Genomic DNA, 21,739 nt, shown 5'->3' with positions numbered 1-21,739 from the left:
TATTTTATCAGAAAAAGTTAACTACGCCTAAAATTTACAGAATATAAAAATAATTAATGCACGCCTAGCTACGATAGAATTGAGAACGAACACAACAAAAGGCCCTCTATTAGTCAGAGAGCCATTCATTGCCTATATTTTGTACTGCTTGCTTGCTACCTCTAGCAGCATCCCCCAACTCCGCTGTGACAAACACCTGTTTCAGGAAGTTTCAAATGGACTTGTGATGCTGCTTCAGTATCACCAGCTAAATGTGCTACTACTGATCTTACTTGCTCATAGCCAGTGGCCATTAAGAAGGTCGGCGCACGCCCATATGACTTGGAACCAACAATATAGAAGTTCGGTTCCTTTTGTCTTAATTCTCTTTCTCCATGCGCATCCACACTTCCACAGCTATGCAAATTTGGATCAATTAATGGCGCTAATGCTGGAACCGCTTCTGTTATCGGATCTGTTTCGTAGCGTAGCTCCCTATGGAAATCAAAGTTTGGTCGATTACCTGTATTAACAATTAAACGATCGAACCCATTTAGCTCGCCATCTGTGCCAATTAATTGAATACCTTCCTCTGTTTTATTTAAGGATTTAATCTTGAATGGTGCACAAACTTGAAGAGCACCATCTTTTACAGCAGCGGCAATACGCATGCCAAGTTCTCCTCGAGCAGCAAGCTCATCATTGGAGCCACCACCAAAGGCATCTTCTACACGAGGTTTTCGAAGAATCCATGTTATCTGAGTATCTGGATATCTCATTTTTAATTCTACTAATTGTAATAACGAATTTATTGCCGAATGGCCACCTCCAATAACTGCAATTCTTTTATTGGCATACAGCTCTTTATTCTTTTGAATATTTGGGATGATATAATCAATGAAATCCTTTAGTTTCTTTTCGCTTTGCATCCACACCCCGTGACTCGTCGTTGGATTGGGATTTCCCCAAGTTCCTGTAGCATCGATGATTGCACCTGCCTTAAATGTCTTAGGTCCCTCAGATGTCTCAACGTAAATAAGGAATGGTGTATTTTTACGATTTCCACTTTTCATTTTGTCTATCCCATTGCGTGTAATAGCTATTACCTTATGATTGGTATATACCTTATCTTTAAATAAGTCTGCGAGAGGGGATAAATACCGATTCATTAATTCTTCACCCGTCGGGATTACATCGCCCTTAGGCTCCTGCCAATCTGTATGTTCTAGTAAACGCTTTGCTGCTTTATCTATGTTGTATTCCCAAGGAGAAAACAGCTTTACATGCTCCCATGTACTTACATTGTGAGCAAGTTCACCAGCCTCTAATAAAAAATATGGTAGCTTGCGTTCCTGTAAATGTGCTGCTGCGGCTAAACCAATAGGACCCGCCCCAATGATAGCTGTAGGAAGGCTAGGCGTACAGCATGTAGGTTGATTTAATATGTTAAATTCCATGATTCTCACCTTTCATTCGTATATAATTATTTACTTATATTTTAGATTTTAGATAAGTGGAGCAATTACTGCCCCACTTTTGAAAATTCTTCTATTCTTTTACTGATTTGATCTCGAACCTCTTGAAACATCCGCCACTTCTCTTTTTCTGTTCCTACAGCTTTCGCTGGATCAGGAAACCCCCAATGCTCGCGTCTTACTGAGGGAGGTGTCGTCGGACATTTATCTGCAGCGTCATCACATAAAGTTACCACTAGTGTTGCGGTATTTAGGATATTTTGATCTATAACATCAGAGGTTTGGTCTGAAATATCTATCCCAACTTCAGCCATTGCTTTTACAGCATTCGGGTTTAACCCATGTGCTTCTATACCAGCACTTTTTACTTCCCATTCATCTGACAAGAAATGTTTCCCAAACCCTTCTGCTATTTGGGACCTACAGGAGTTACCTGTACATAAAAAGTAAAGTATCTTTTTCATCGTTAGCTCCTAATTTAGTATGATGCATGCATGATTTTAGGAATCACAAGCTTCTCCTTCGCAAGCAACTTTTATAGGCTCAAGCTCTTGCACAATTGCCTGTACGATCGGTGATAAGTCTTCAACCAGACGATAATGCTTCCAGGTACCAACCTTTCGCTCTACAATAATTCCAGCCTCTTTTAACTTCCGTAAATGCTGACTAACAGCAGGCTGAGAAATATCTAATACTTCCACAAAATCACATACACATACCTCTGTATTCTTCATACAAGCCACAAGCTTCAATCGGTTTAGATCAGCTAGTGCTTTTAGCTGTTTTTCCATTAACAGAATATCCATGTTCCCTCCTTATATAAGTATTTACTTATATAATAACCTTCACCCGTATATAAGTCAACACTTATATAAAAAAGAAGAAAACGACGGCTCGTTTCCTTCTCATAGTGCAAAAGTTATGATAAAAATAAGTAACAGTGGTCCAAAGAAAATTAGCCAGCTGATAGGATTGGCAAAGTTTAAGGACCAGCCAACACCAAAGCGCTTTTCAACCATAATACTCGGATCATCTTTATTAAAATAAATTACCCCTGCCTTCCAATACTTATCATCATCCACAGCAATCACATTGCCATCCGTCGTTGTCTGGTCCTCTCCCACCTTCAACTTGGCTCCCCCTTGGCCAACCTTCATAGTGAAAACTACCACGACAACAAGCGTTGCAAATAAAAATATCAATGGCAGACCAATCATGAAAGCAGATGAGGTAATTTCCGGATGAATGGTTTGCAGATGGAAGTACCCCATCATTAGTGTAATACTGATAGAAATAAACAGCGATAGCCAGCTGCTATACTTCCGAAACTTCAACTGCTGCTCCGTTGATTTTTGTTTTTCAACAGGATTAATTTTCACTCCTGAAAAACGCATTCCTTCACTCGTAATCATCATTAATCCCTGCATAACCAACAGAAGGAGCATTGTCCCGATAACGGTAAAGTAATTCTTCTCGGTGAATGCGTCGGCTTCACCTGAAGGTCCCCAATGAGTCGGAATGAGGTCAGGCATCTTCTCATAGTTCATATAAGTGTAAATGATTAAACCTACTGTGATAATCATTGGTATTGTAAAAACTACTTTTGGTATCAGCTGCAGCTTGTCTTGAAACGATAAATCTACGACACGAACCTCGCTTTTCCCCTCAGTCCAACGCTGCTCCGCCTTCAGCTTCTTCATTTTCATATGATTCACCATATAATAGCCAACAGAGACAAACAAAATGGCAAACTGTAGCCCTACGCTAACTAAAGCCACTAAATCCTCCAATGGCTTTTTGGTGAATACCCAAATAAGATAAGCTACAAGAATCAATAACCCCCAAGTGATAACAGAAATGGTATACCTCTTTTTTAATCTAGCAACCATTTCAGTCATCGCATATTGCTCTGGTACATACACCCCAAATACAATCGTCTTTTTTAGAAAGTAAGGAATAAAAGCTTGAAGTACAGTAATAAATAAAAAAATAAATGCAAACAACCAGACCATCATTTTCCCCCCTTTTTAATCCTTTGTATTAGTTCTCCTACTATTTCTGTCAGCTCCTGCTCCGTTAACTTCAGGAGCAACCCCTCAGCTAGCAGCGGCCGAATTTGTTGCGCAAGTGCTTGGCGCTCTATATCAGTTGCTTTGTTCACACCATTTGGTTGAACAATTACCCCAGACTTAGGAACGATCTTAATAAATTCCTTTTCCTCGAGATAATGATACGCCTTATTAACCGTATGCATATTCATTCCTAAGTCTGCAGCAAAAGCACGAACAGATGGTAGAGAATCGCCTGGCTTCAACTCATTGCGAGCCATTAATTCTATTAATTGCTGTGCAAGCTGTAAATAGATCGGCACAGGAGAATTCGTTTGTATCTCGATAAACATGGCTAGCCTCCAATTGTCATTCTGTTCTACTATAAGTGTAACACATTTGTTATATGAATAGTAGAGCAATTTTTTAAAGAATGTAAGAAGATTAAAGTATACGAGAGTAAATAGAAGTTATCCGAGAATAAGGAAACGCTGTACGAGAGTAATGAGAGGCTATGTAAGAGTAAAATGTGGCTAAGTATAGATAACAATGAGGAGGAGATTATTCCTCATCCCAAAAGAAAAAAGCCGACAATCGTCGGCTTTTCAATCTTATTTATGCATTTTCAGCTAATAATCGCTGTGCTGCTGCTTTTACTTCATTCAGTCCGTTTTCAATAATTTCAGCAGCTCTGTCTGGCATTGCATTATGCCCTTCAATGATTACTTCATCAATGATTTGCATTCCAAAAACGCCACCAAATACTGCACGCATATAGTTTACGGACATATCCATAGAAGCTGACTCAGGAGTAGAATAAATACCACCGCGAGCATTTAGGAAGATTGCTTTTTTGTCCGTCATTAACTGAATCATATTACCTTCAGCGTCGTATTTGAAAGCAAATCCTGCTGCGTATACGTAATCAATAAATGTTTGAAGCTTTGCAGGAATTGTTAAGTTCCAAAGAGGGAATGCAAATACTACTACATCTGCAGCAGATATTACATCCATTGCTTTTTGCTTAGCAGCTACTAATCGAGCCTCTAATTCTGTAAGCTCTTCACCGTTTTGCATTTTTCCAAAAGCGTTAAATAAATCTTGTCCAAAATACGGTGTGTCTTCCTCGTACACATCATACGTCGTTATATTAAGGTTTTTTCCCTCGATTTCATTCATAAATGTTTCATACATTTTGCTAGAAATTGCTTCTGTTGCAGGGCGATTATTCGCTCTTACTACTAAAATATTCATCATAGAACTCCTCTTCATCTTTGATTTTATCTCAGACTCGAGACTATTCTATGTTATATTAGGATATCAATACATGTCAAAAAAACTGCTCATGATAGTAATTTTCTTTCATTTTAACTTAGTTTTAAAAAATTTTGAGCATTTAATGAATATATCATATAAATTTACCTATCAATCTAAAAAATATATTAATATTTACTATGTAAAAAGAAGCAAGCTTCTTAAGAGCCGTTTTACAGAAATGCTTTTAATAGTTAAGAGAGGAAAAGAAAAATGGGTTTTTCATTATTCGGACCATATCATATTGGATGGCTCATCTTTATAACTATATCTGTCGTCCTTGTTAGTAAACATTTCAACCAGTTGAATACCGAAAAACAAGAAGCTTTCCAGCAAAAAATAGCATGGTTCATTTTGTTGGCAGAAATATTTAAGATTACCTATTTGATTGTCAGAAATGAATTTACGCTTAATTATTTGCCTTTAGAGCTATGCAGCTTCGCCATTTTTGCAATCTTTTATCATTCCTATACGAATAATCCGATGGTTGGAGAAACGCTTTACAATCTATTTTTACCGGGTGCCATTGCAGCTTTATTATTTTGTAATTGGACGCACCGTCAAATCAGTGATATTTTTAGTTTGTTTAGTTTCATTTTCCATTTTGCGTTGGTTATGTACTGTGTCATGGTGTTATATGCGGGAATAGTAAAACCAAATAAGAAGAGACTGATAAGTTCCATTCTTTTTTTAGCTCTTATAGCACCAACTATTTATTTATTAAATAAAGTATGGGATACAAACTTTATGTTCTTAAATGTTCCATCGCCCGGGTCTCCATTAGTACCACTTGAAAATATATTTGGAAACCCAGGATACATATTCGGTTTAGCCTGTCTCGTTATTCTTTTATGGGTTGTGATGTATTTACCTTGGAATAAACTCCAACAATTAAAGGTTCCAGTAAGTAAGAAAAATAAAAAGTAGCTTTCTCCATATCTCTCTAAAAAATTTTAAAAAGAAAAGAGACAGTCAAACTTAATTGATTGTCTCTTTTCTATCCTTTAGAATATTTAACCTACAGTCCGATTACATGAGTGGTATCTGCTGATCTCCCATCGAAAATAAAGCCAACTGCCCGATAAAATGCATCTGCCTTGGCAGACTCTGTCTTGGTTGTGATCTCTGTAAAATTTCCCTTCGCCTTATCAGAAATCAATTGAAATAATTGACTTCCGACACCCTTTCGACGGTATTCTGGGAGCGTATAAAAGCGGTGAAGCCGAGCAGCTGAATTATCTAGCGGATGCTTATTTAATCCGCCAATAGCAACTATTTCATCCCCATCCCAAGCCCCATAGAGTGCTTCTCCTTCTTCTGTAAATCTGTTTGTGCCATCCTCATACTCAGAAACTAGACGAGATAAAAACCGATACCCCTCTTTTTCGCTTTCTTGCACTAACTTGGATACGTCTACTTGCATCAAATCAGAAATTTTCCTTACTTCGATTGCCATATGCGTGCCTCCATTCTAATAGTGAAAAACGAACTCTCTATTAACTTCGCTAATAGTCAGCAAATCCCTTTATCCTTTCAGTATTACCTCTACATTCTATTACTGTATGTAAAAAAACCCACGCTTAATAGCATGGGCTTTCTAAAGTTATTTAATTGCAGCTAATCTCTCTTGAACTTCTTCCTCAGATAGGTTGTGTTCAACAATATAGCGGTTGCGTGGGTGCTCGCGACACTCGTCTGAACAGCTGCGCATATATTTATGCTCGTTTTCTTCCGAGCAAAGAATTTTATCATTACATTCTGGGTTTGCACAGTTTACGTAGCGCTCACATGGCTCGCCAGTGAAATGATCCTTTCCTACAATGACATGCTCTACTTGGTTGATAGGCACAGCAATACGCTCGTCAAAAACATACATCTGACCGTCCCATAATTGCCCACGAACCTCAGGGTCTTTTCCGTAAGTAGCAATTCCACCATGTAGCTGAGCTACATCCTCAAAGCCTTCTCTCACTAACCAGCCGGAGAATTTTTCACAGCGAATTCCACCTGTGCAATAAGTTAAAACCTTTTTCCCTTCAAACATCTCTTTATTCTCACGAATCCATTCAGGAAGGTCACGGAAGTTTTTGATATCCGGACGAATTGCTCCGCGGAAGTGACCTAGGTCAAATTCGTAGTCATTACGAGCATCGATTACAACTGTATCCTCTGCTTGCATTTGCTCGAAGAATTCCTTCGGAGATAAATACTTTCCAGTTAGTTCGTTTGGATTGATGTCTTCCTCTAATCCTAGGTGAACAATCTCTTTCTTCGGACGAACATGCATTTTTTTGAATGCATGACCATCTGCTTCATCTATTTTAAACACCATGTCAGCGAAACGCTCATCCGCCTTCATCATGTCCATATAAGCATCTGTTTGCTCAATTGTTCCGGAACATGTTCCGTTAATACCTTCGTTCGATACTAAAATACGCCCTTTTAACCCAATTTCCTTACAAGCAGCAAGATGCTCTTGTGCAAATGTTACTGGATCTTCAATCGGGACATATTTGTAGTAAAGTAATACTCTGTATGCATGTGTGTCCATTTTTTACTCCACCTTTTTCAAAATTTGTCCATCAATTTATCATATCAAACTTTTAGGAATAAGTTAAATAGTTAATTTAGTTAGATAATTTTTTCTGTCTCTTCATCACTATAAGAAGAGAGAAGCCGTCTAAATCTATTTTTTTCTACTTTCAAAAAAAGAAACACTTATGAGAATCATAAGTGCTTCTTTTTTGGACCGCCGGTTCTCCGCGGCGTCGGACGCTTTCCACGGGGGATCGGTGAGCCACAGCCGAACGCTAACGCGTGCCGCTGCTATGTCTCACCAGTCTCCCTCCTCCCGCAGGAGTCGCCGACGCTGCTCCGAGCCAATAGTGTTCTCTGCTAACAGAAATTTTGTAAATAAATACGAAAAAGAATATACAACCTGGTTTTAAGGGGGTGAAGTTAGCAGGTTTTCAATACGGAGTACCATCTCAGAGGTTGGTCAACTCTCCTATACTTCCTCCAAAAAATAGTAGCACAAACCATAACCTTGGTTTGTGCTACTAATATTAGTATGTTTTCTATATTATTTTGTTTTATTTGCAATTTCAATTGCGCGGTTTGTACCTTCTGCAGCTTGATCGAGAGCTTCCTTAGGATCCATTCCTTGGTATAGATTCTCGAGAGCTGTAACGATTTGTTGACGTGATTCTGGGAATACAGAGATTAATGCGCCTTGTGTCGCAATAGATGGTTCAGTGCTCTGTAACTGGTCAACTGTTACCTTTAACTGCGGCATTTCTTCCCAAGCTTGCTTTACACTTTCTTCTTCATAAGCCGCAGGGTTAATAGCAAAATATCCTGTGCTTAAGTGCCACTCTGCTTGCACTTCAGGCGTCGTTAGGTATTTCATAAACTCCCATGCTGCCTTTTGCTCTATTTCTGCAATACCTTTAGACATCCATAGGGATGCTCCTCCTATTGCCACACCTTGTCTATCCACTTCATCTGCGTAAGGAATAAATGCAGCACCCACTTCAAATGGAGCATTATCAATAATTCCACGCACACCTGCTGAAGAATCCATATACATTGCTACTTTTCCTGATTGGAATGCAGCACGAATGTCATCCCAGTTTGTACCGAAGTTACCGAATGTACCTGCCTTGTTCATTGTGTCTAGGAAATTGAATACACGTTGGCCTTCTTCTCCGTTAAATACAGCCTCTGTTGCATCTCCCGCACGTCCATTTTCTTCATTTACATAAAGACCGCCTTGCGTTGCTACTAGCTGCTCAAAGAACCAGCCATATGTCAACATAGAGAAGCCCTTCATATCATCTGTTGTTAGCTTTTCAGCTGCTTCAATTACCTCTTGAAACGTTTGTGGTGGATTTTCAGGATCTAGTCCTGCCGCCTTAAATGCATCCTTGTTATATAGCATTACCGGAGTAGAAGAGTTAAACGGCATCGAGTAAAGCTCTCCATCCAAAGAATAATAGTTTAAGATGTTTTCCTCTAATTGAGAAAGATCATAGTTATCCTCATCGATAAATTTTTGCATCGGCTCAATGTAGCCACTATCAATCATAAACTTTGTTCCTACTTCAAATACTTGCGTAATCGCTGGAGCATCCGCAGTTCCACCAACGCTACGAAGCTTTGTCAAAGACTCTTCATACGAGCCTTGGAATTCAGCTTTTACTTCATAGTCGTCCTGAGAAGCATTGAAATCTGCTACAATTTTATCTAAAGCTTCTTGCCCCGACCCTGACATTGCGTGCCAGAAGGAGATAACTGTTTTACCATCCTCTGTTTTTTCTACATCCTCGTCACTTTTTTGTGGAGTTTCAGATGAACCACTGTCACTATTTGAACAAGCCGCTAAGAGAAAAATCCCCATTAAAATCATAACTAACCAAGTGAACTTAAATTTCTTCCCCATTTTTACACCTCTTTTAGTAGTTTCAAACAACTGTTATTTTAAAGCGCCTTGCGTTAACCCCTTTTGTAATTGCTTTTGTCCTAAGAAAAGTAATAGCAGTGTCGGAATAATAACGACGATTACTCCGGCCATAACCACCCCCCATTCTGTTGCGACTTCTTGCGATTGAAGCTGCTTTAGCCCAATTTGCACAGTACGTACAGAATCATTGGTCGTGACAAGTAATGGCCATAAGTACATATTCCAGGTTGTAAGGAACCCGTAAGCTCCTAATGTCACTAAGCTCGTTTTAGAAACTGGTAAAATTACTCGAATAAAGAATGCAAATCTGCTCAAGCCCGCAACTTGAGCTGCTTCGTGCAACTCCTTCGGAATCGTCTTAAAATGCTGTCTTAATAAGAAAGTACCGAACGCTAGGGCAAAAAACGGTAGTGTAAGCCCTTGATACGTATTGATCCAATCTAACTTTTGAATCGTAAAGAAGTTTGGAATCATTGTAGCTTCCCATGGAATCATCATCGTGGAGATGAAAATGAAAAATACAAGATCTCTTCCCTTAAATGGAATAAATACAAAAGCATATGCTGCTAAGCTGCAGACGATTAGCTGACCGATCATCACTCCAGCAGAAACAATAAAGCTATTCAATAGATATTGTAATAAAGGCAGACGATCAAACACTCGCTCATAGTTATCCAACGAGATAGAGGACGGGAAAAACTTCCCTTGTAAAATCTCTCCCCCAGTCATGAAGCTCACCATGAATGCGTAAATAATCGGGAAAAACATGATTAAGGCAGTCACAATTAGTAATAGATAGATTAAGGTGCGCTTAAATAATCTCATTGGTAATGCACCTTCCTCTCACCCAGCTTAAATTGTAGAATCGTAAAGATTAGGATACATACAAATAAGAAGACAGCTTGGGCGCTGGCAGTTCCAAATTGATAATTAACAAAGGCCTCTCTATAAATGGAATATACGATGAGATTCGTAGATTGAGATGGACCACCCTTTGTTAGGATATCTACCTGACCAAATGTTTGGAATGCATTGATTAATGAAATCGTAATAATAAAAAATAATGTCGGTGAAAGCATTGGAATGGTAATACGGCGAAGACGATACCAGTAGCTCGCACCATCTATTCGTGCACTTTCATATAAATGTTCGTCAATATTTTGTAACCCGCCCAGTATGATTAAGAAAGAAAATCCTGTATTCAGCCAGATAGTCGTCAGTGAAACGGATAAAAGAGCCCACGTCGGATCAAGCAGCCACTCCACCTGGGGGAGATTAAGTACATTTAGGATTTTATTGAACATCCCGATACTTGGGTGAAATAAAAATAACCAAACAACGGAGGAAGCTGCAACTGACACCCCCATCGTAGATGCATAGATGGTACGGAAAAAGCCAATACCCTTCAGTTTTTCATTTGCAAGTAGTGCAAGACCAAGTGCAATTATTACGCCCGTCGGTACTGTGTACAGCACAAACAGTAACGTAGCCTTCATACTGTTTCGGAAAGCAGCTGATTCAAATAAATACGCATAGTTTTCTAGACCAACAAAAACCGCTGCCTCTCCAGCTTGATTGGTAAGGAAAAAACTTAGATAAATCGTGCGAAACATTGGATAAAAGATAAAAACAGAAAACAATAAAATAGAGGGCAATAAGTAAAGGAGTGCTGTTCTGGCATCTAATGAGCGTTTCCAGAGACTCTTTTTAGGCTTCGCTTGTACGGTCGTCATAGCAGTACCTCTTTGCCAAACACATGATTCTCTACATCAGATGGCTTTTTAATAATCTGCTTTGTTTGATTGTCAAAGAAGCAGAAAGACTCGTACTTCATAACAACAGGTATTTTGTCTCCTACTGCTATTTGCCATTGACCGCTCCACTTTACATTCCATAGCTCTCCATTCATAAAGAAAGAGAAAACGGTTTCATTTCCAAGTATCTCAACGTTCACTACATCAATGATAAATTTCTCTGCTTCTGTCGTATCCTTCGTTGGGGCTATAATGTGCTCCGGTCGAATGCCGACAATAATCTCTTCCTGTAAATAGTGGGCATCCTCAGCTGGGACAGGAATACTTACCAAATCACTTAATATAATAGTATGCGTACCTTTATCACCCTTTCCGCCCGTTATATTCATAGGTGGAGAACCAATGAATGTAGCTACAAAGGGATTAGCGGGATTATTATAAATATCAATAGGCTTACCAACTTGTTGAATATCGCCTTGGTGGAGAATCATAATGCGATCTCCCATTGTCATCGCTTCAATTTGGTCATGCGTTACATAAATCATCGTAATACCAAGTCTTCTTTGGATCTGTCTTATCTCGGACCGCATATGAGCGCGCAGCTTTGCATCAAGATTGGATAGTGGCTCATCCATTAGGCAGATTGGTGCCTGACTAACGATGGCACGCGCAAGAGCAACTCGTTGCCTTTGACCGCCTGAAAGTTCCCTAGGCTTACGCTTTAAATAATCAGTTAGCCCTAGCATACTTGCGACCTCTTCTGTACGCTTGGCTCTCTCTTCCTTTGAAACTTTCTTTACGTGAAGGCCAAATTGGATATTTTCCTCCACAGATAAGTGCGGGTATAAGGCATAATTCTGAAAAACCATGGATAAATCACGTTTACTCGGTGATAAATCGTTTACTTCCTTATCCCCTATTTTCAGAACCCCTCCAGTGATATCTTCTAATCCCGCAATCATTCGAAGCATGGTGCTTTTTCCACAACCGGAAGGACCAACTAAAACAAAAAATTCACCCGGCTCAATTGTTACGTTAATATTAGAGATAACGTTCGTTTGCTTGTCATATGACTTAGAGATATCTATCAGTTCTACACGTTTCAATTTCCCAATCCTCTCTATGTATCTTGTAATAGAAAAATATGCAAGATTTCAGATTATATTAACCAATTTTTCGAATAACAGATTCTTATTATTCATGGTATTGAAATGAAGTGTCGATTCACCCAAATTAACTCATCCGTAATAGTCACCCCTAACTTACGGTTCAAGTTCACTATTGGTAAATATATCTTATTATGTAATCTCTTTTTTATTTTACATAATAAAAGTTTGATTAGTAAAGAAATTTACTATTTTCACAATATTTAATATGATATTCTTCAAGTTGAAATATAATTTACATTCGGAGGAAATTTATGAGAAAGGTAACTATTATCCTACTATTTATATCATTTCTTTCCGGCTGTGCAACTAAAAATCCACCTTCTCCCATCACAAGTGAAGAGTTTATAGTAATCGCCCATCGAGGTGCCTCTACTTATGCACCAGAACACACGATGATTTCTTACCAGCTAGCGAAAGAATTCGATACCACATACATGGAAATAGACTTGCAGATGACAAAGGACGGAGTTTTGGTTGCCATGCATGATGAGAAGGTAGATCGTACTACGAACGGAACCGGCTTAGTAAAGGACTACACACTTAAGGAAATAAAGCAGTTGAATGCCGGTAACTGGTTTAATAAAGCTCACCCTACTTTTGCAAGTGAGATTTACGAATACGTACCTGTACCAACATTAGAGGAAATATTTGAGGAGTTTGGACAGGAAGCTAATTATTATATTGAATTAAAATCACCAAAGCTCTATGAAGGTATGGAGGAGGAGCTTCTACGTTTATTAAAGAAGTTCGATTTAATTCAAACAGCTAATGATATCCCAAAGGTCATTATCCAATCCTTTGATAGAGCGAGTCTTCAAGAGATGCATCAGCTAGAGCCTAAACTTCCACTCATCCAGCTACTAAGCCTGAAAGAAAAAGGGAAGTTATCTAGACAAGACTTCTCTACCATGAAAAAGTACGCTAGTGGAATTGGCGTAAATATCAATATGGTGGATCAAACGTTTATCCACGAGGCTCAGGAACGCGGATTACCTGTCCACCTCTTTTCAGTTAAAACTGAAGCGGATGTACGTAATGCAATTGAAATGAAAGCAAATGGTATTTTTACAGACAGTCCAAATATTGCCCGTGAAATAATAAAGAGGTATTAAGGCTGTCTGTTCATGGCATAGTCACAGAGCCTTTGAAAGCTCTCTTGGAACCTTTCGTTGTCTTCCTTCTTCCGTTTCTTCGGACCTTTCATGCGACCACCAGCTTGTCGAATCTTTTTGGATACATGACGACTATCTAGCAGCTGGTCAATATTTTCCGAAGTATACCAGCGTCCGTTCTGATCGATGGCGTACCCTTGCTTCGCTAAAACCATTGCTGCTAGTCCATAGTCTTGAGTTACTACGATATCCCCTTTATTAACCTTATTCACCAGTACAAAGTCTACTGCATCTGCACCCTTTGATACCATTACCGTTTCTGCTCCATCTCGTTGCATATAGTGGGAAGTATCACAAAGAAGCGTAACAGGGAGTTTATATTGTTTTGCTATACTTATTGTTTGATCGACCACAGGACAGCCATCTGCATCAACTAACACACGAACCATATAAGTACCTCCTTTTTAGCTATTGTATCTTAGGTTATGGAATTATTCACTATAGGAAGTGTGGTTGCTATTTACTAGGCAAAGGAGATAAATTCACAAGGCCTTCTAGGTTATTTCCACACCTTGCACTGAGGCTCTTTGTCCTCTATGACTGTGTTTATTTTAAATACTTACCTTTATTCTCAATTTTTGTTAATGTATTTATATGGTTATTTAATAATTAGATTAAAATAGTTATATATAAGCAAATCTAATACCTTTATCCCAGAAGATGAACCCTAATTCACATAGAAAAATGGGATGATATTAAGAGATGTACTTATATATAAATAAGCAGAATAACCATATTATTATAAGAGGGTGGAATGTTCAAATGAAAAAAAAGTTGTTTTTGTTATCCTTGGCAACTACTATTTCTTTACCTGCAATAGTAGCTCCAGTACAAGCACAAGAAGTTAGTAAAGGGGCCTCTCAAGATTTTAAAGACGTGTCAAAAAATCACTCCGCATACAAAGAAATCACAGCAATGCGAGACTTTGGCATAATTGATGGATATCCAGATAACACGTTTAAACCGGAACAATCAATCAGTCGTGTACACGTTGCATCTTTGCTTGACCGAATACTTAATTTACCATCTGTGAGAGCAGGAAAAGAATTCAAAGACGTACCGAAAACAAGCCCATATTATGAAGCGGTACAGAGTGTTTATCGCGCCGGTATCTTCGATGGGGACGCAAATGGCACATTTGGTATCAATGACAACTTAACGCGTGCTCAAATGGCAAAAGTGATGGTTAATGCGTTTAAGTTGGACATCCACAAAGGCACTATCTTTACTGACGTAAGTACGGAACATTGGGCTACAGACTATATCTCTTCATTGTATATGAGTGGAATCACAGTTGGCAGTAACGGTAAATATATGCCGAACGAACCGGTTTCACGAGCTAACTACGCGGTATTCTTATACCGAGCGCTTCATCCGAGTGAAACACCGAAACCGGAAATACCGTTATCGAAGCCCCCAGTCGAAGGGAATCCGTTCCCATCCGGACCAATCAGCGTCCCTTCTGGTTGGACAGAGAGCAAAACGAAAGAACATGATAAAACAATTGCTGATACGGTATTTCAGTACGCACCAAAGAAAGGAACTGGTTCTCAGTTCGGGACAAGTACATACACATTAGACAGATTTGATGACCCACAATTCAGAAGTGATCTTGAAAAAAGCTTAGAGGATTTTTATTCAAGTGTAAGTATCAATGAATGGTACGACGGTGTGAACGAAGTTATCAAATCAGGCGGGGTATATATTGCACCAGACTACTCGTTTGGTGTTTATATCGTGTATTACAAATCAACCGCATTGATTAAATTCACACGATAAATCATAACTAAATAAAACCCTTCTGCTCATGCAGAAGGGTTTCTCTTTTTTTAAATTACTCTGGCTCCAACAATGTTGACCCACGGAAAGCGTCCGACTCAGCAAGAACCTGAGTCTCAAAACATAAGGAAGCACTTATGATGCTAATCATATTACTCGCTTGTCCTTTAGCTTTTTTATTAGTATTTACTCTTCTCCAGTTATAGAAAATATGTAAAACAGGTAGAGTTCAAATTCTCCACCTGTTTCATTCCTTGCGCTATTTACTTATATTCTCCGAGAATTTCTACTGCCTTTTCAGACATGGAGGTATCTACTGCTTTATCAAAGTCTACATCACCAGTGATGGCACCATTATTTTTATAGGTTTCAAATTGTTTCACTATATCATCAAAAAACAAATTCCCATTTGGATCTAAGCCTGTAACGGATACCTTTTCCCAAATCGCAGCATCCTTTAAGCTAGTGTGTTTAATCATGATTTCTATTATCTCTTCCTTGCCCTCACCTTTTAAGAAGGCATCATTATAATCGCGTACTCCTTTTAAATAAGCTGCCATGAAGCGTAAGGACACATCCTGCTCTTCATTCATAAACTCTGGAGATCCTAAAACTAGAGCAATTTGGGATTCAGGAGCATAATCGGTTGCATCTCCAAAACGGATATGCATATTATTTACTTCTCCCTGCGTGATTAATGGCTCGATTTGAAGAGCTGCATCAATCGATTGGTTTTCAATTGCTCCCAGCATACTTCCGAAATCAGCCAAAACTACTAACTCCACATCATCCGGTGTTAATCCACCATGCTTCAGCATTTCTAAGAAGATATATTCGTCTATAGAATTCTTAGAGGAAATAGCAATCTTTTTCCCCTTAAAATCCTTATACTCTTTTATAACGTCCTTCATGTGGTTTCCAATGACAAAAGAAAAATAAGAACTACCAGGGTTATTATGACCTTTATCTCCAATTATCTTTACATCAATACCTTGTGCAATGGCATTAAAGAAGGAGGCTGTTGAAACGCCACCTGCGATATCCACTTCTCCTGATGCTAGAGCTGGAAGCATCTCATCACTATTTGCAAATTGCGCAAATTCCACTTCAATATTGTACTCCTCAAAATAGCCTTTCTCTTTTGCTATATAAAAACCAGCTCCTGAAGCTGCTCCATCCTCCGCAATGACAACCTTTACCTTTTCCTTTAAAGGCGCTAAATCCCCTGATGGATTATCTTTACTTACAGAGTCATCAAGCTTTCCATCTGAGCCCTTTTCTGTTGAACTACATGCACCTAGCAAAAGAATGATAGATACCAATAAGACAAGCCAGCGTTTCTTCACAACTTTCCTCCTTATTTTCTTGATTTTTGAACCTCTTGCTGCAAGTGATTCCAAATAGCGATAAATTGCTCAGCCATTTCTGCATTGGCTCTCACCTGTTCCATTGTCCTTGGCCTTGGAACAGGTACCTGTATTTCCTTCACAATTTCCCCAGGATGAGCACTCATTAGGATAATTCGATCGCTTAACAGGAGTGCTTCATCGATACTATGGGTAATAAAGATTACTGTCTTTTTATGCTCTGACCATATGGAGAGCAGCTCCTCCTGTAAGATGAATTTATTCTGCTCATCAAGCGCAGCAAAAGGTTCATCCATTAGAAGGATTTCCGGGTCATTGGCAAATGCTCTGGCAATGCTAATTCGCTGCTTCATTCCACCAGATAGCTCATTGGGATAAAGAGAAGAGAATTTGGTTAGACCGACTTTTTCCAAATAGTAGGCTGTTTGCTTTTGAATAAATTCCTTTGGTAAGTGGCGCATCTTCAACCCAAATGCCACGTTTTCGGCAACTGTTAGCCATGGGATTACCCCTTTTTCTTGAAACACCATGGACTGGAGGGGTCTCTCATCTGACTCAGAGTTTATAACAAAACTACCGGAGCTAGGATTTTCTAGACCCGCTAAAATGCGTAGTAATGTCGTTTTTCCACAGCCGCTCGGACCAACTATACAGATAAATTCTCCCTCTTTTACGTCAAGGGAGATATTTTTAATAGCTGTTACGCTATTTTGCTTTTTATAAAAGACCTTTGTCAGCTGATCAATAGTGATTTTCACTGCTTCACTCATTTACTCACCTCCATGGGACAATTCTCTTTTGAAGCCCACGTAAACAGAGGGAAAAAAGAAACCCAAAAAAAGAAATGAGGACCAAACCGACGAACATTTCTTTTAACATGAATGCTTTATAAGAGGTCCAGATTAAATAACCAATACCTGAAGTAGCTCCCATCATTTCTGCTGCAACGATGGTTAAAAGAGCGATTGCCTGCCCCATTTGAATTCCCTCTAACATAACAGGAAGTGCTCCAGGGAACGCAATTTTCAGGAAAAAATCCTTAGGACTCGCTCCATAGTTTTTTGCTACGTCTAAATGTACTCGCTCAATATTCAAAACGCCTGCCACGGTATTGATGACAACAGGAAAAAACACGCTTGCTGCAATCGTTACAACTTTAGAAAAATCACCAATTCCAAACAGAATGATGATGATTGGTAGCAATGCTAGCGTAGGGATAGGCATAAACACCATGACAATCGGAGAAATAAAATGCCGAATCGGGGAATATAACCCCATTAGGAGACCAATAACAACTCCTGGTATGACCCCTAATAGGAATCCACAGGCTATCCGATAGAGAGAAACCGAAATATGTGTCCAAAGCGTGCCATTAGCTGCTAGGTCAAAAAAGGTAGATATAATGGCCGTCGGAGGCGGAAAAAATCGAATATCCAGAATACCCGTCCGAGAGCATAGCTCCCAAATAGCTAAAATAAGTATAGGCGAAGTGATGGTAAGTAACTGTTTACCCCGTTCTTTTCTTTGTTGCTTTTTCCATTCCTTCTGTTCCGTTTCATAGGCGTCGTATTCTTCGACTCTATTTTCTTTGCTCATATTCACCACCTCTTTCTAAAAAGATATGTCGGATAGGCAAAATGTGTGAGGGTGTAATTGCCTATCAATGAAATAGGTGTTAGGAGAGCTTTCTTGCTTGATCGTTGATCAATAAAGTGAGCAACCTCGTTTCATGAGGAAAATATGCATCCAGCTATATTTATTTCCAATAATTAGATATGCTTAATAGTAAATGCTGTAAATGAGGTGAGGGAAATGCCTAAACGTATTTTATTGGTAGAAGATGATGAATCCATATATGAGATGGTAGAAAAGTATTTAAGAATGGAAGGCTTTCTAGTAGATACCGTCAACAATGGAGAGGATGCAATTAAACAATACAAGGAGTCAGCTTACGATTTAATAATCCTCGATATTATGATGCCTAAAATAGGCGGCTTGGAAGTGCTAAGAATGATTAGAGAAAAAAGTGCTGTACCAATACTGATTATGTCAGCAAAGGACAGTGACATAGACAAAGCCTTAGGATTAGGGTTAGGGGCAGATGATTATCTTGCGAAGCCTTTTTCTTTACTTGAGCTTTCTGCAAGAGTAAAGGCAGCTATCAGGAGAGCTACACAGTACTCTAAGGAGCTAAGTGCTAGTAAGGATATCCTTGAAATAGGGGATCTCAAAGTTGATGTTATTAATTTTACTGTGACAAAAGGAAATGAAAACGTAAAGCTGACTGCTAAGGAGTTTGCGATCTTAAAATTATTTGCTACCAATCCAAATCGTGTCTTTACAAAACAGCAAATTTATCAGCTAATATGGGAGGATGAATATTACGGAGATGAAAATATTATTAACGTACATATGCGAAGACTTCGAGAAAAAATTGAGCCAGATCCATCTAACCCAATGTATATAAAGACCTTATGGGGTATTGGTTATAAGCTGGAGGAGTCTTAATATGGTACTCGTTCTTTCTTTCATTATTTTCATATTGCTTGTTTTTATTTGCTTCCAATATACAGAAAAAAGAAAAATCACCTCTAACATAGCCTACACACATAAAAAGCTTCAGAAGATACTTCACGAAAACTCTGGAGAGAAAATATTAACACATACTGAACACGCTGAGCTCCAACAATTATTAACGATGATCAATCAGCTCTTAGCTGAAAAACAAAAAGTGTTAGTAACGCATACACAGCTCGAAGAATCCATGAGAAAAATGCTTTCAAACGTATCTCACGATTTAAAAACACCTTTAACTGTCATATTAGGCTATATTGAGATGCTAGAAATTTCCCCTCCCTTACAGGAGGAAGAAAGACAGCAATTACTTATGAAACTTCATACCAAAACGGAAGAAGTACTAAAAATCATTCATACTTTTTTTGATTTAGCAAAAATAGAAGCGGGAGACCAACAATACCCAATTTCTAAGGTAAATATAAATGAAATATGTAGAAAGAACATTTTATCCTTTTATGAGCTTATAACAGCCAAGGATATCAACATTCAAATTGATATACCAGAAATCGATCTTTACGCATTAGGGAATGAAGAGGCAATTGATAGAGTGCTAAACAATCTTTTGTCTAACGCGTTAACATATGGGGCAGATGGCAAAAAAATCGGGTTAGGATTGAGAAGTGACGAAGCGCATATTTATATAGATGTTTGGGATAACGGAAAAGGAATTGACGAGTATCATATAGAGCGAGTTTTTGAGAGAACGTATACGATGGATGACTCTAGAAATAAATCCTTCCAGAACAGCGGATTGGGACTAACGATTACAAAGCGCCTTCTAGAAATAATGGGAGGCTCTATCCAACTAAGAAGTATCCCTCATGAAAAGACCATCTTCACAGCTACCTTGAAACGAATTACTTATTAAAAGGTGAACTTAAGAAATTCGTAAGATTGGCGTAATAAAAAAGAGAGATTCGTTTTCTATACTAAGAATAGTAACGAAGAGGGAGAGGGTTAAAATGTCGTTTATATTGAATACAAACCAGCTAACAAAAGTATTTGATGGTAAGGAGGTCGTTTCCTCTATCAACATGCATGTCCAAAAGGGCAAAATTTATGGATTTTTAGGACCTAATGGTGCCGGTAAGACAACTGTCATGAAAATGATGACCAATCTGATTAAGCCGACGAATGGAGAAATTGAGATCTTTGGCGAAAAATTAACTGATCATTCATATGAAACCTTAAAAAGAATTGGGTCCATCATTGAATATCCTATTTTTTATGACAAGCTGACTGCAAGGGAAACTCTTCAGCTTCACTGTGACTATATGGGTTATTATAACCAACAAGAAATCGACCAGGTATTAGAGATGGTTAGTTTAGTGAACACAGGAAATAAGCGGGTAAAAGAATTTTCCCTCGGGATGAAGCAACGCTTAGGTATTGCACGTGCAATCATTACAAAGCCTGAATTACTTATCCTTGATGAACCGATAAATGGTCTAGACCCTCAAGGCATCAAGGAAATGAGGGAATTATTTCGTATGCTATGCAAGGATTTTGGCATTACCATTATTGTTTCTAGTCACATTTTAGGAGAAATAGAGCAAATTGCAGATACTATTGGAGTCATCAACCACGGAAAGCTGATACAAGAAATATCTCTTGAAGAATTAACTCGCAGTCAAACCGATTATATCGAGCTAGTCGTTCAGGACATCAAGAAAACCTCCTTACTGCTAAGCGATAAGTTACATCTAATTAATTTTAAAGTAGTAGACGATCAATGTATCCGTATATATGATTCTACTATTTCACCTCAAACGATTTCCAAAGTGTTGTACGAAAACAATGTCGAAATAGGAGCAATTAGTAAGAAAACAAGTACGTTAGAGGATTATTTCTTGAAGCTTATCAATGGAGGTGCTGTACATGTTTAAGCTAATGAAACTAGAAATGAAAAAATTTAATTTAGCTTCCTATTCACTCAATGCTGTGATAGCTAATCTTGTCATTCTCGGATTCATGTTCCTTATTGCCTTTATTTCAAAAATTGAAGGAGATACTGATTTTTCAACATATCAGGAGGTTCTTGGGATTATTGACACACTCGTGAGAGCAACCTTTATCATCTTTGCTGGAGCACTTATCGCAAAGCTAGTAATAGGAGAATTTAAAAATAAAACAATTACTACCTTATTTATGTATCCAATAAGCAGAAAAAAATTACTTGCAGCAAAGCTTGCCATAGTTATCATTTTTACATTCTCATGGATTATTATTTCTAATGTGTTTATAACGACAGTCTACTGTTGGATAAGCGTAAACTATCAGCTAATCCCAGATACACTAACAGCCTCCTTACTTCAAGAGCGTGGCATTAGTGTATTAATGAATGCTGTAGCAGCTTCTGGCATGGCTCTGATACCCCTTTACTTTGGTATGAGGAAATATTCTATTCCCGCTACAATCATTTCCTCCATTCTTATCGTGATGGTAGTAGCGAACAATACTGGCGGATTTTCCTTAAACGATATAATTATTATTCCTATATCCTTGGCGTTAATCGGTTTAACTGTTGCATACCTCTCCATCCGAAATATTGATAGGATGGATATAAAAGTGTAATTTTCCTTTCCGATTATACTTTTTAGAATCCAGTGTAAACTTATTCGGAAACTCCAATTTGTAGACATA

General features: G+C 38.4%; 23 protein-coding genes. 7 read left to right on the top strand and 16 right to left on the bottom strand.

Annotated features, from left to right (window positions below; genetic code table 11):
- Positions 1 to 161 precede the first annotated feature (161 nt).
- The 6 genes from AC1ECF_RS16655 to AC1ECF_RS16630 form a co-directional block, all read right to left on the bottom strand.
- Positions 162 to 1,436: an NAD(P)-binding domain-containing protein gene (locus AC1ECF_RS16655; protein ID WP_480390554.1), complete on the bottom strand. Its 1,275-nt coding sequence runs from the start codon at positions 1,434 to 1,436 to the stop codon at positions 162 to 164.
- A gap of 65 nt (positions 1,437 to 1,501) precedes the next feature.
- Positions 1,502 to 1,918 (bottom strand): arsenate reductase (thioredoxin), encoded by a 417-nt coding sequence (gene arsC, locus AC1ECF_RS16650; RefSeq protein WP_480390553.1) that lies wholly within the window; start codon positions 1,916 to 1,918, stop codon positions 1,502 to 1,504.
- Between the two features lie 36 nt (positions 1,919 to 1,954).
- Positions 1,955 to 2,260 carry an ArsR/SmtB family transcription factor gene (locus tag AC1ECF_RS16645; protein ID WP_480390552.1) on the bottom strand — a complete coding sequence of 102 codons (306 nt, stop codon included), beginning with the start codon at positions 2,258 to 2,260 and terminating at the stop codon, positions 1,955 to 1,957.
- Positions 2,261 to 2,359: 99 nt separating this feature from the next.
- Positions 2,360 to 3,466 carry a DUF1648 domain-containing protein gene (locus AC1ECF_RS16640; protein ID WP_480390551.1) on the bottom strand — a complete coding sequence of 369 codons (1,107 nt, stop codon included), beginning with the start codon at positions 3,464 to 3,466 and terminating at the stop codon, positions 2,360 to 2,362.
- Positions 3,466 to 3,855, bottom strand: coding sequence for a GntR family transcriptional regulator (locus tag AC1ECF_RS16635; RefSeq protein WP_480390550.1), 390 nt, complete (start codon positions 3,853 to 3,855; stop codon positions 3,466 to 3,468). The genes AC1ECF_RS16640 and AC1ECF_RS16635 overlap by 1 nt, the downstream gene beginning before the upstream one ends.
- Positions 3,856 to 4,117: 262 nt before the next feature.
- Positions 4,118 to 4,756 (bottom strand): FMN-dependent NADH-azoreductase, encoded by a 639-nt coding sequence (locus tag AC1ECF_RS16630; protein ID WP_480390562.1) that lies wholly within the window; start codon positions 4,754 to 4,756, stop codon positions 4,118 to 4,120.
- A 273-nt stretch (positions 4,757 to 5,029) separates the two neighbouring features.
- On the opposite strand from AC1ECF_RS16630, the gene AC1ECF_RS16625 reads away from it, so the two are divergent.
- Complete coding sequence (locus AC1ECF_RS16625) at positions 5,030 to 5,743, top strand: TMEM164-related integral membrane acyltransferase (protein ID WP_480390549.1); 714 nt, start codon at positions 5,030 to 5,032, stop codon at positions 5,741 to 5,743.
- Between the two features lie 91 nt (positions 5,744 to 5,834).
- On the opposite strand, the gene AC1ECF_RS16620 is transcribed toward AC1ECF_RS16625, so the two are convergent.
- The 6 genes from AC1ECF_RS16620 to AC1ECF_RS16595 form a co-directional block, all read right to left on the bottom strand.
- Positions 5,835 to 6,272, bottom strand: coding sequence for a GNAT family N-acetyltransferase (locus tag AC1ECF_RS16620; protein WP_480390548.1), 438 nt, complete (start codon positions 6,270 to 6,272; stop codon positions 5,835 to 5,837).
- A gap of 147 nt (positions 6,273 to 6,419) precedes the next feature.
- Entirely contained in the window at positions 6,420 to 7,367 is a 948-nt protein-coding gene (gene trhO / locus AC1ECF_RS16615) for an oxygen-dependent tRNA uridine(34) hydroxylase TrhO (RefSeq protein WP_480390547.1), read from the bottom strand.
- Positions 7,368 to 7,898: 531 nt separating this feature from the next.
- Positions 7,899 to 9,257, bottom strand: a complete 1,359-nt coding sequence (locus AC1ECF_RS16610; protein ID WP_480390546.1) for an ABC transporter substrate-binding protein — start codon at positions 9,255 to 9,257, stop codon at positions 7,899 to 7,901.
- A 33-nt stretch (positions 9,258 to 9,290) separates the two neighbouring features.
- The gene (locus AC1ECF_RS16605; protein WP_480390545.1) at positions 9,291 to 10,103 is read right to left on the bottom strand and encodes a carbohydrate ABC transporter permease; all 813 of its coding nucleotides are present in this window, start codon (positions 10,101 to 10,103) and stop codon (positions 9,291 to 9,293) included.
- Complete coding sequence (locus tag AC1ECF_RS16600; protein ID WP_480390544.1) at positions 10,100 to 11,011, bottom strand: carbohydrate ABC transporter permease; 912 nt, start codon at positions 11,009 to 11,011, stop codon at positions 10,100 to 10,102. The genes AC1ECF_RS16605 and AC1ECF_RS16600 overlap by 4 nt, the downstream gene beginning before the upstream one ends.
- Entirely contained in the window at positions 11,008 to 12,138 is a 1,131-nt protein-coding gene (locus AC1ECF_RS16595) for an ABC transporter ATP-binding protein (protein WP_480390543.1), read from the bottom strand. Before AC1ECF_RS16595 ends, AC1ECF_RS16600 begins: the two co-directional genes overlap by 4 nt.
- A 314-nt stretch (positions 12,139 to 12,452) precedes the next feature.
- Here AC1ECF_RS16595 and AC1ECF_RS16590 point away from each other — a divergent pair, with 314 nt between their 5' ends.
- Positions 12,453 to 13,313 (top strand): glycerophosphodiester phosphodiesterase, encoded by an 861-nt coding sequence (locus AC1ECF_RS16590; protein ID WP_480390542.1) that lies wholly within the window; start codon positions 12,453 to 12,455, stop codon positions 13,311 to 13,313.
- Here AC1ECF_RS16590 and AC1ECF_RS16585 read toward each other — a convergent pair.
- Positions 13,310 to 13,762 carry a YaiI/YqxD family protein gene (locus AC1ECF_RS16585; RefSeq protein ID WP_480390541.1) on the bottom strand — a complete coding sequence of 151 codons (453 nt, stop codon included), beginning with the start codon at positions 13,760 to 13,762 and terminating at the stop codon, positions 13,310 to 13,312. The two genes, AC1ECF_RS16590 and AC1ECF_RS16585, sit on opposite strands and share 4 nt — an antisense overlap.
- Positions 13,763 to 14,135: 373 nt before the next feature.
- On the opposite strand from AC1ECF_RS16585, the gene AC1ECF_RS16580 reads away from it, so the two are divergent.
- Positions 14,136 to 15,152 carry an S-layer homology domain-containing protein gene (locus AC1ECF_RS16580; RefSeq protein ID WP_480390540.1) on the top strand — a complete coding sequence of 339 codons (1,017 nt, stop codon included), beginning with the start codon at positions 14,136 to 14,138 and terminating at the stop codon, positions 15,150 to 15,152.
- Between the two features lie 263 nt (positions 15,153 to 15,415).
- Here AC1ECF_RS16580 and AC1ECF_RS16575 read toward each other — a convergent pair whose 3' ends face one another.
- From AC1ECF_RS16575 to AC1ECF_RS16565, 3 genes are read right to left on the bottom strand one after another with little or no spacing between them, the layout of a single operon-like run.
- Complete coding sequence (locus AC1ECF_RS16575) at positions 15,416 to 16,498, bottom strand: ABC transporter substrate-binding protein (RefSeq protein ID WP_480390539.1); 1,083 nt, start codon at positions 16,496 to 16,498, stop codon at positions 15,416 to 15,418.
- Between the two features lie 11 nt (positions 16,499 to 16,509).
- On the bottom strand, positions 16,510 to 17,289 hold the full coding sequence (locus AC1ECF_RS16570; RefSeq protein WP_480390538.1) for an ABC transporter ATP-binding protein: 780 nt from the start codon (positions 17,287 to 17,289) through the stop codon (positions 16,510 to 16,512).
- A gap of 4 nt (positions 17,290 to 17,293) precedes the next feature.
- Positions 17,294 to 18,115, bottom strand: coding sequence for an ABC transporter permease (locus AC1ECF_RS16565; protein WP_480390537.1), 822 nt, complete (start codon positions 18,113 to 18,115; stop codon positions 17,294 to 17,296).
- Between the two features lie 216 nt (positions 18,116 to 18,331).
- On the opposite strand from AC1ECF_RS16565, the gene AC1ECF_RS16560 reads away from it, so the two are divergent.
- From AC1ECF_RS16560 to AC1ECF_RS16545, 4 genes are all read left to right on the top strand, one after another.
- Positions 18,332 to 19,027, top strand: a complete 696-nt coding sequence (locus AC1ECF_RS16560) for a response regulator transcription factor (protein WP_480390536.1) — start codon at positions 18,332 to 18,334, stop codon at positions 19,025 to 19,027.
- Between the two features lies 1 nt (position 19,028).
- Positions 19,029 to 19,964: a sensor histidine kinase gene (locus AC1ECF_RS16555; RefSeq protein ID WP_480390535.1), complete on the top strand. Its 936-nt coding sequence runs from the start codon at positions 19,029 to 19,031 to the stop codon at positions 19,962 to 19,964.
- Between the two features lie 94 nt (positions 19,965 to 20,058).
- The gene (locus AC1ECF_RS16550; RefSeq protein WP_480390534.1) at positions 20,059 to 20,982 is read left to right on the top strand and encodes an ABC transporter ATP-binding protein; all 924 of its coding nucleotides are present in this window, start codon (positions 20,059 to 20,061) and stop codon (positions 20,980 to 20,982) included.
- Entirely contained in the window at positions 20,975 to 21,670 is a 696-nt protein-coding gene (locus AC1ECF_RS16545; RefSeq protein WP_480390533.1) for an ABC transporter permease, read from the top strand. Before AC1ECF_RS16550 ends, AC1ECF_RS16545 begins: the two co-directional genes overlap by 8 nt.
- Positions 21,671 to 21,739: the final 69 nt, after the last annotated feature.

The organism is Psychrobacillus sp. Z3-81 (assembly GCF_056620325.1).
This window is presented reverse-complemented; position numbering and strand designations above follow the sequence as displayed.

Excerpts from the sequence above, each read along its gene's own strand:
- AC1ECF_RS16560 (WP_480390536.1), top strand. The coding sequence starts at position 18,332 with ATGCCTAAACGTATTTTATTGGTAGAAGATGATGAATCCATATATGAG.
- AC1ECF_RS16620 (WP_480390548.1), bottom strand. The coding sequence starts at position 6,272 with ATGGCAATCGAAGTAAGGAAAATTTCTGATTTGATGCAAGTAGACGTA.
- AC1ECF_RS16555 (WP_480390535.1), top strand. The coding sequence starts at position 19,029 with ATGGTACTCGTTCTTTCTTTCATTATTTTCATATTGCTTGTTTTTATT.
- AC1ECF_RS16580 (WP_480390540.1), top strand. The coding sequence starts at position 14,136 with ATGAAAAAAAAGTTGTTTTTGTTATCCTTGGCAACTACTATTTCTTTA.
- AC1ECF_RS16570 (WP_480390538.1), bottom strand. The coding sequence starts at position 17,289 with ATGAGTGAAGCAGTGAAAATCACTATTGATCAGCTGACAAAGGTCTTT.
- AC1ECF_RS16590 (WP_480390542.1), top strand. The coding sequence starts at position 12,453 with ATGAGAAAGGTAACTATTATCCTACTATTTATATCATTTCTTTCCGGC.
- AC1ECF_RS16550 (WP_480390534.1), top strand. The coding sequence starts at position 20,059 with ATGTCGTTTATATTGAATACAAACCAGCTAACAAAAGTATTTGATGGT.
- arsC (WP_480390553.1), bottom strand. The coding sequence starts at position 1,918 with ATGAAAAAGATACTTTACTTTTTATGTACAGGTAACTCCTGTAGGTCC.
- AC1ECF_RS16605 (WP_480390545.1), bottom strand. The coding sequence starts at position 10,103 with ATGAGATTATTTAAGCGCACCTTAATCTATCTATTACTAATTGTGACT.
- AC1ECF_RS16625 (WP_480390549.1), top strand. The coding sequence starts at position 5,030 with ATGGGTTTTTCATTATTCGGACCATATCATATTGGATGGCTCATCTTT.
- AC1ECF_RS16630 (WP_480390562.1), bottom strand. The coding sequence starts at position 4,756 with ATGAATATTTTAGTAGTAAGAGCGAATAATCGCCCTGCAACAGAAGCA.
- AC1ECF_RS16545 (WP_480390533.1), top strand. The coding sequence starts at position 20,975 with ATGTTTAAGCTAATGAAACTAGAAATGAAAAAATTTAATTTAGCTTCC.
- AC1ECF_RS16635 (WP_480390550.1), bottom strand. The coding sequence starts at position 3,855 with ATGTTTATCGAGATACAAACGAATTCTCCTGTGCCGATCTATTTACAG.
- AC1ECF_RS16600 (WP_480390544.1), bottom strand. The coding sequence starts at position 11,011 with ATGACGACCGTACAAGCGAAGCCTAAAAAGAGTCTCTGGAAACGCTCA.
- AC1ECF_RS16640 (WP_480390551.1), bottom strand. The coding sequence starts at position 3,466 with ATGGTCTGGTTGTTTGCATTTATTTTTTTATTTATTACTGTACTTCAA.
- trhO (WP_480390547.1), bottom strand. The coding sequence starts at position 7,367 with ATGGACACACATGCATACAGAGTATTACTTTACTACAAATATGTCCCG.
- AC1ECF_RS16610 (WP_480390546.1), bottom strand. The coding sequence starts at position 9,257 with ATGGGGAAGAAATTTAAGTTCACTTGGTTAGTTATGATTTTAATGGGG.
- AC1ECF_RS16655 (WP_480390554.1), bottom strand. The coding sequence starts at position 1,436 with ATGGAATTTAACATATTAAATCAACCTACATGCTGTACGCCTAGCCTT.
- AC1ECF_RS16585 (WP_480390541.1), bottom strand. The coding sequence starts at position 13,762 with ATGGTTCGTGTGTTAGTTGATGCAGATGGCTGTCCTGTGGTCGATCAA.
- AC1ECF_RS16645 (WP_480390552.1), bottom strand. The coding sequence starts at position 2,260 with ATGGATATTCTGTTAATGGAAAAACAGCTAAAAGCACTAGCTGATCTA.
- AC1ECF_RS16565 (WP_480390537.1), bottom strand. The coding sequence starts at position 18,115 with ATGAGCAAAGAAAATAGAGTCGAAGAATACGACGCCTATGAAACGGAA.